This is a genomic window from Mycobacterium sp. E2479 (assembly GCF_001667925.1).
GTDB lineage: Bacteria > Actinomycetota > Actinomycetes > Mycobacteriales > Mycobacteriaceae > Mycobacterium.
Genome location: NZ_LZJR01000093.1, coordinates 179,572 through 187,297, shown reverse-complemented (window position 1 = coordinate 187,297; position 7,726 = coordinate 179,572). Strand labels below are relative to the sequence as shown.

Annotated in this window: 8 protein-coding genes; 4 read left to right on the top strand and 4 right to left on the bottom strand. The window is 66.4% G+C overall.

What is annotated here, in order from left to right; genetic code table 11:
• Positions 1–98: 98 nt before the first annotated feature.
• From tatB to sigE, 4 genes are all read right to left on the bottom strand, one after another.
• Positions 99–515 (bottom strand): Sec-independent protein translocase protein TatB, encoded by a 417-nt coding sequence (gene tatB, locus A5686_RS14760; protein WP_067935361.1) that lies wholly within the window; start codon positions 513–515, stop codon positions 99–101.
• On the bottom strand, positions 515–2,017 hold the full coding sequence (locus A5686_RS14755) for a S1C family serine protease (protein WP_067935358.1): 1,503 nt from the start codon (positions 2,015–2,017) through the stop codon (positions 515–517). The genes tatB and A5686_RS14755 overlap by 1 nt, the downstream gene beginning before the upstream one ends.
• Before the next feature lie 188 nt (positions 2,018–2,205).
• Positions 2,206–2,601, bottom strand: a complete 396-nt coding sequence (rseA, locus tag A5686_RS14750; protein ID WP_067935426.1) for an anti-sigma E factor RseA — start codon at positions 2,599–2,601, stop codon at positions 2,206–2,208.
• 131 nt (positions 2,602–2,732) lie between these two features.
• Entirely contained in the window at positions 2,733–3,488 is a 756-nt protein-coding gene (gene sigE / locus A5686_RS14745; protein ID WP_067935355.1) for an RNA polymerase sigma factor SigE, read from the bottom strand.
• A gap of 201 nt (positions 3,489–3,689) precedes the next feature.
• Here sigE and A5686_RS14740 point away from each other — a divergent pair, with 201 nt between their 5' ends.
• From A5686_RS14740 to A5686_RS14725, 4 genes are all read left to right on the top strand, one after another.
• A complete protein-coding gene (locus A5686_RS14740; protein ID WP_067935353.1) occupies positions 3,690–4,358 on the top strand; it encodes an O-methyltransferase in 669 nt (222 codons plus the stop codon).
• Positions 4,359–4,496: 138 nt separating this feature from the next.
• Positions 4,497–5,135, top strand: coding sequence for a TetR/AcrR family transcriptional regulator (locus A5686_RS14735; protein ID WP_067935351.1), 639 nt, complete (start codon positions 4,497–4,499; stop codon positions 5,133–5,135).
• Positions 5,125–6,075: an ABC transporter ATP-binding protein gene (locus A5686_RS14730; protein WP_067935348.1), complete on the top strand. Its 951-nt coding sequence runs from the start codon at positions 5,125–5,127 to the stop codon at positions 6,073–6,075. Before A5686_RS14735 ends, A5686_RS14730 begins: the two co-directional genes overlap by 11 nt.
• A complete protein-coding gene (locus A5686_RS14725) occupies positions 6,075–7,718 on the top strand; it encodes an ABC transporter permease (RefSeq protein WP_197520580.1) in 1,644 nt (547 codons plus the stop codon). The genes A5686_RS14730 and A5686_RS14725 overlap by 1 nt, the downstream gene beginning before the upstream one ends.
• The last annotated feature ends 8 nt before the right edge of the window (positions 7,719–7,726 follow it).

Sequence of the window (7,726 nt, the reverse complement as noted above, 5' to 3'; positions counted from 1 at the left end):
GTCGGCGCGAAAGCGCGGGCTCGCCGGCGTATCGCTCGGGCTCGATCCGACCCGGCGCTGAGGAGGCGCGATCCCACAGCTGGGGGGCTCGATTGCGTTCAGGTCGCGTCGGCGTCGAATGGCGTGTGACCGCCGGGCCGCTGTTCTGCCGCCGGCGGCTGCCCGTTCGCCCCGGCCGGGTCCGCCAGCGGAGTCTGCGACAGCGCCCCGTTGACCGGCTTGTCAAAGGCGTGGGTCAGGAAGGAGTCGTCGCCGTCGAGCAGGTGCTTGGTCAACGCCGCGCGCGGAGTCATCCCGCGTAGCTTCTGCAGTTCGCTGAGCGGGACGCGCAGATCGTCGAACTCCGGTCCGAGGTCCTCGCGCAGCTGATTGGTCACACCGCTGAGGTAGTCACGCGCCTGACGCAAGGCGTTCGACGTCCACCGGATGGCACCCGGCAGCCGCTCCGGCCCGAGGACCACCAGCCCGACCACGACGAGGACGAGCATGTGCTCCCAGCTCAGGCTGCCGAACATCAGCTGCCGTCAGGGTCTGGTTTCACGGTCAGCGTGACGTGCCGGCCGTCGCGGACGACCTCGACCGGCGAATCCTGGCCGATGGTCAATTGCCGGACGGCGACGACGAACTCGTCGGCGTCGGCCACCTTGCGGTTACCGACCTTGACGACGACGTCGTTCTCCAGGATTCCGCCCTTTTGCGCGGGGCTACCGGCCTTCACGTTGGCCACCTGGGCACCGGACGCGATCGCGTTGCTCACGGACCGGGTGCTGACCCCCAGCGTGGGGTGCACGATCTTGCCATCCTTGATCAGCGTCTCGGCGACCTGCTTGGCCTCGTTGATCGGGATGGCAAAGCCCAGCCCACTTGCGCTGTCGGACAACGACTTACCCGCGGTGTCGATGCCGATCACCTGGGACTCCATGTTGATCAGCGGACCACCGGAGTTTCCATGGTTGATCGACGCGTCGGTCTGCAGCGCGTCGATCACCGTATCGGTGTCCGAGCCCTCCCCCGACAGCGGCACCGGTCGGTGCAGCGCACTGATGATGCCGTGCGTCACGGTGCTGCGCAGGCCCAGCGGCGCACCCGCGGCCAGAACTTCGTCACCCACCCGCACCTTGTCGGAATCGCCGAGGCGCGCGACCGACAGATTGTCGACGTTGTCGACCTTCAGCACGGCCAGGTCGGTCTTGGGGTCGCGGCCCACCAGGTTTGCCGGCACCTCTTTGCCGTCGTTGAACACCACCGTCGTCTTGAACTGGCTCGGGTTGTTCGCCGCCTCGGAGATGACGTGGTTATTGGTGACGATGTAGCCGCGGCCGTCGATGACCACACCGGAGCCCTGCATGCCCTCTTGGTCGCTCTTGGACTCGATGGTCACGACGGCTCCGGCCGTCGCGGCCGCCACCTTTGCGAAGCGACCGGCCGGGGCTTCGCCGTTGCCGTTGGTCGACAGCGTCACCTTGGAGGTGGTGAAAGCCTCGGCGACCTCGGCGGTCTTGCGGCCGATCACACCGCCGAGCATGCCGATGACCAACGCGATCAACAGCAAGACCAGCAGCGCGAGGTAGGACACCTTGCCACCGAATAAGACGTCGCGCACGCCCAGTTTGCCGCCGTAGCCCAGCGCGGTCCCTGGTTGCGACGGTGCGACCGCCGGGGTGCCCAGCGCCGCAGCGGCGCCCGGGTCTCGCCAGGGATCGTCGAACTCGTCGGGCTCGACACCGTCTTTTTCGGCGGCCAGAGCGTTAGCGTCCACCGGGTGCCGCTGTAACGACTCGGGGCTGCCGTCGGGACGGTGGAATGCCTCCTGCAGGACGGGGTCGGCCACTCGGTCACTGGGCCGGAATTCAGCCTGGTCCCGATACTTCTGCGGACGGACCCGTTCGGCCACGAACGACCCACGCAGGCCCGCCGGACGACCGAACTCCCGACTCGATGCGGGGTCGACCGGCGGACGCGAGATGGGGCGCGGCGCCAAGCGGTTGCCGCTGTCTTTTGCTTGGTCGGAGGTCACGTCATCCCTTTTGGGTCCTGTAATTGAACGCTCGAGACAGGCCTTCACCGGGCGAAATACGCGGCACCGGCGTTGTCCGTGTCCACCCTAGTATCCACGGCGCGCCGTCGGTCGGCATGAACGCGCGTGTGAGGTGACCGATGCGTTGGCCGCCGATCGATCGGTGGGTATCGGTCGAAAGCGGCACCCTACCGGCGCTTGCGCCGAGGACGGCCGTCGCGGTCCGCGAAACCGTCCGATACCTGGGCGGAGGAGTCGTCGGGCGACTCATAGGGAATGTCAGCCAATATGCCCAGCAGCGTGCTGGGGATGCGGATAGGGCGCGAATCGCGTAGCGCCGCACGCGTCCGGCTCTGATCGTCGACCTCGGCCGCACACTGGGAGCACAACGAAAGGTGATGTGCGGCCCGCAAATGCGCGTTCATCCGCAGCTCGCCGTCGACGAAAGCCGCGATCGCTTCGACGGACAGGTGTTCGGTGGAACCGAACTGGCGCGGTGCGCCGACCGGCGCGTCGCTTTGGGAGGCGAACTGAGCGGGGAGCCAGGAGAACGCGCGACGGAACACATGTGCTCGATCGGCCATCACCAACTCCTCGCCATTCAAATTCTTATTGCCGCCTTATGTCGAATGTAGCGCGAGAGGGCACCCGATACCGAGGCCAAGGCCGCAAAACCGCTGAATAGCTGCCCGAATGTTAGGTGGCTGGTCGATTATTACGCCGATTTGACACGCAGCAAGTCGTGGTCCGGGTGCGCGGCCAGGTAGTCCCGCAAGGCCTGGCGTCCGCGGTGGATCCGGCTGCGCACGGTGCCCAGCTTGACGCCCAACGTGGCGCCGATTTCCTCGTAGGACAGACCCTCGATGTCGCAGAGCACGACGGCGGCACGAAACTCCGGTGGCAACGAATCCAACGCCGCCTGCAGGTCAGGCCCTAGACGGGAATCGTGGTAGATCTGCTCGGGGTCGGGTTCGTCGGCGGGCACGCGCTCGTAGTCCTCGGGCAGCGCCTCCATCCGGATGCGTGAGCGCCGGCGCACCATGTCGAGGAACAAATTCGTGGTGATGCGGTGCAACCACCCCTCGAACGTTCCCGGCTGATAGTTCTGCACCGACCGGAAAACCCGGATGAACGTCTCCTGGGTGAGGTCCTCGGCATCGTGCTGATTGCCGGAGAGCCGGTACGCCAGCCGGTACACCCGGTCGGCATGCTGGCGCACTAACTCGTCCCACGACGGCATGGCCGCCTTGTCTCCAGTCGCGTCGAAAACCGCGGTCCCCTGCAGCTCACCGGACGGCTCCACCCACTCGTTGGCGGGGAGCTCCTGGGCGTGGGACATGCTGGACGGGCTCAGAAATGTGGTGATGATCAAGTCCTCCGAGTCGGGCGCGCCAATCAGTGGCACTTCGTCATTTGCGGCAACAGGTAGTTCCCATTCGGTATTCCCGGTCGAACGCCCTCCGCGATGCATAGGGCTACCGTCGCGTACCGGAGTATGTGCGATATATGAACAATCTGAGCTGAACCTGAGAAACCGTATCGTTACCTGCGCTGTGCAGGAAATATCCATCGGGCCGTGACCTTAAACGCTCCGAGACCGTTGGGCGTGTCACCGCAAGCGGATTCAGGCGCGCCTGCCGAACGGCGCGGCGAAGTGGAATACGCTGCGGGCATGGACGGCACCGACGCAGAAGCCCCCGGCCAGGCAGCGCCCAGCCGGGCCGAATCGCTCTTCGCACACGCCGAAAGCTCGATATCGGAGGACGCGCTGTTGGCCGCCGCCCGCGAACGGGCCGTCGATATCGGCGCCGGTGCGGTGACACCGGCGGTCGGCGCGTTGCTGAGTCTGCTCACCAAGCTCAGCGGCGGTAAGGCCATCGCCGAGGTGGGCACCGGCGCGGGCGTCAGCGGGCTGTGGCTGTTGTCCGGCATGAGCGACGACGGCGTGCTGACGACGATCGACATCGAGCCCGAATACCTGCGCCTGGCCAAGCAGGCATTCACCGAAGCCGGCATCGGACCGTCGCGCACCCGGCTGATCGGTGGTCGCGCCCAAGAGGTGCTCACCCGGCTGGCCGACGAGTCCTACGACCTCGTGTTCATCGACGCCGACCCGATCGACCAGCCGGATTACGTCGTTCAGGGCGTGCGACTGCTGCGGCCGGGTGGCGTGATCGTGGTGCATCGCGCCGCGCTGGGCGGACGGGCCGGGGATCCCGCCGCGCGCGACCCCGAGGTGGTCGCGGTGCGGGAAGCCGCACGGTTGATCGCCGAGGATGAGCGCCTCACCCCCGCGCTGGTGCCGCTCGGCGACGGCATTCTGGCTGCCGTCCGCGACTGAATCGCGGCCGACCCCACTCTGTTACGTCCCACCCGTTGCCCCGTTGACCCCGCCTTTCGAGGGCGAACCAAACGTTGATGAATTCGTGACGCGCGTCATGCTTGACCGCGGGCTGAACGTATGTTTAGTGTACTGAACATGCGTTCAGCCGACTTGACGGCAGCCGCCCGGATCCGGGATGCGGCCATCGAACAATTCGGCGAGCACGGGTTCGGTGTCGGGCTTCGCGCCATCGCCGAAGCGGCCGGCGTCAGCGCCGCGCTGGTCATCCACCACTTCGGTTCCAAGGAGGGCCTGCGCAAGGCCTGTGAGGACTACATCGCCGAGACGATCCGCGGCACCAAGTCTGAAGCGCTGCAATCCAACGACCCGGCCACTTGGTTCGCCCAGATGGCCGAGATCGAGGAGTACGCGCCTTCGATGGCCTACCTGGTGCGCAGCATGCAGGCCGGAGGTGATCTGGCAAACATGCTGTGGCGCAGGATGATCGACAACGCCGAGGAATACATGGAAGAGGGCGTGCGCGCCGGGACGATCAAGCCCAGCCGCGACCCCGAGGCGCGGGCCAAATACCTGGCCATCACCGGCGGGGGCGGCTTCCTTCTCTACCTCCAAATGCATGAAACGCCGACGGATCTGCGTGCGGTGCTGCGCGACTACTCGCGCGACATGATTTTGCCCGCGCTCGAGATCTACACCGAGGGCCTGCTGACCAACCGGACCATGTACGACGCGTTCCTGGCCGCTGAAGATCAAGGAGAATCTGATGCAAACTGACAAATCCACCCGCTCAGCGCCAATCGAGATCCGCGGTCTGACCAAGAATTTCGGTGCGGTGCGGGCGTTGGACGGCCTGGACCTCACGGTGCAGGAAGGCGAGGTCCACGGGTTCCTCGGACCCAACGGCGCCGGGAAGTCGACGACCATCCGCATCCTGCTGGGCTTGGCGAGGGCCGACGGTGGCAGCGTGCGGCTGCTCGGTGGTGACCCATGGACTCAGGCCGTCGCGCTGCATCGCCAAATCGCCTACGTGCCGGGCGACGTGACGCTGTGGCCGTCGCTGACCGGGGGCGAGATCATCGACCTGCTGGCCCGCATGCGGGGTGGCATCGACAAGAAGCGCCGCGCCGAGCTGATCGAGCTCTTCGACCTGGACCCGCACAAGAAGGCCCGCACGTATTCCAAGGGCAACCGTCAGAAGGTTTCGCTGATTTCGGCATTCTCGTCGCACGCCAGGCTGCTGCTCCTAGATGAGCCGAGCAGCGGACTGGATCCACTGATGGAGAACGTGTTTCAGCAGTGTGTGGCGCAGGCCCGGGACCGGGGCGCGACGGTGTTGTTGTCCAGCCACATCCTGGCCGAAACGGAAGCTTTGTGCGAACGGGTGACGATCATCCGAGCCGGCAAGACCATCGAAAGCGGTTCGCTGAACTCCATGCGGCACCTGAGCCGTACCTCGATCAAGGCCGAAATGACCGGTGACCCAGGTGATCTCAGACGGATAAGAGGGGTTGAGGACGTCAGCGTCGAGGGCAACACGCTGCGTGCCCAGGTCGACAGCGAGAGCCTGGGCGAGCTTATCCGCGTGCTCGGCGATGCCGGAGTGCGCAGTCTGGTCAGCCAGCCGCCGACTCTCGAAGAGCTGTTTCTGCGCCACTACGACACATCGGACGGTGACGGTCAGCACGGGCGTGATGAAGCAAAGGTCTCACTGTGATGAGCACCGCCACACTGGACCGGCGATTCGCATCGGCATCGCCCGCGCCGCTCGCTAATTCGAGCTTCTCCGGAACGCTTTCCATGTTGCGGCTCTACATACGGCGCGACCGGGTCTCGATGCCGCTATGGGTGCTGTTGCTGTCGGTGCCATTGGCCACGGTGTACGTCGGCAGCATCGAGAAGATCTACCCCACCGCTTCCGCCCGCGCCGGTTTCCAGGCCTCCATCATGGCCAGCCCGGCACAACGCGCCCTCTACGGCCAGGTGTACGACGACAGCCTTGGCGCCGTGGGTATTTGGAAGGCCGGGATGTTTCACACGCTCATCGCGGTGGCCGTCATTCTCACGGTGATCCGGCACACTCGCGCCGACGAGGAGAACGGGCGGACCGAGTTGGTGGACTCGACCGCTATCGGCCGCTACGCCGCCCTGACCGCGGCGCTGCTGCTGTCGTTCGCAGCGTCGATCACCACCGGCGCGATCGGTGCTGCCGGCTTGTTGAGCACCGACGTCCCGGCCGCCGGGTCGCTGGCGTTCGGGGCCGCGCTGGCCTGCTCTGGCCTGGTGTTCACCGCCGTCGCCGGGGTTACCGCCCAACTGTCGCCGAGTGCCCGGTTCGCTCGCGGTGCCGCCTTCACCGTCCTGGGCGCCGCGTTCACCCTGCGCGCCGTGGGGGACGCGGGCGACGGCACGCTGTCGTGGCTGTCTCCGCTCGGGTGGTCGCTGCAGGTCAAACCGTATGCGGGCGATCGCTGGTGGGTGCTGCTGCTGCATCTGGCGACGACGGTCGCATTGACCGCCCTGGCGTATCGGCTGTTGGCCGGCCGCGACGTCGGTGCCGGGCTCATCGCGGAACGCCCCGGCCCCGCTGAGGCCGCACCGGCATTGGGCAACGCCTTTGGACTGACATGGCGGCTGGACCGTGCCGCGTTGCTGCTGTGGACCGTGGGCCTGTGCCTTTATGGCCTGCTCATCGGCAGCGTGGTGCACGGCATCAGCGACGAATTGGGCGACAGCGGCGGCGCGCGGGACATCGTGGCACGGATGGGCGGCACCAGCGCACTCGAGGAAGCCTTCATCGCTGTCGCGTTCGCCATGATGGGAATGGTGGGCGCCGCGTTCGCCGTCTCGCTGACGCTGCGGTTATACCAGGAAGAGTCGAGCCAGCGAGCCGAGACGGTGCTGGCCGGTGCGGTGTCGCGAACCCGCTGGCTGGCAAGCCATTTGGTGACGGCGTTGGCCGGATCCGCGGTGGCGATGCTGGCCAGCGGAGTGACGGCCGGTGTCGTTTACGGGATCGCGGCGGGTGATGTCGGCGCCAAACTGCCCATGGTCGTTGCTAGCGCTGCCGTCCAGGTGCCCGCCGTGTGGCTCCTGTCGGCCGTGACCGTGTGCGTCTTCGGCATTGCGCCGCGCCTGACACCGGTGGCCTGGGGTGTGCTGATCGGCTTCGTCTCGCTATACCTGATCGGGTCGTTGGCCGGGCTCTCGCAGTGGTTGCTCGACGCGGAGCCCTTCGCACACATCCCGCGGGTCGGCGCCGATTTCACCGTCGTACCACTGTTGTGTTTGTCAGCTATCGATGTGGGGCTGATGGTACTGGGGGCCATGGCTTTTCGTCGTCGCGATCTGCGTTGCTAGGAGGATGA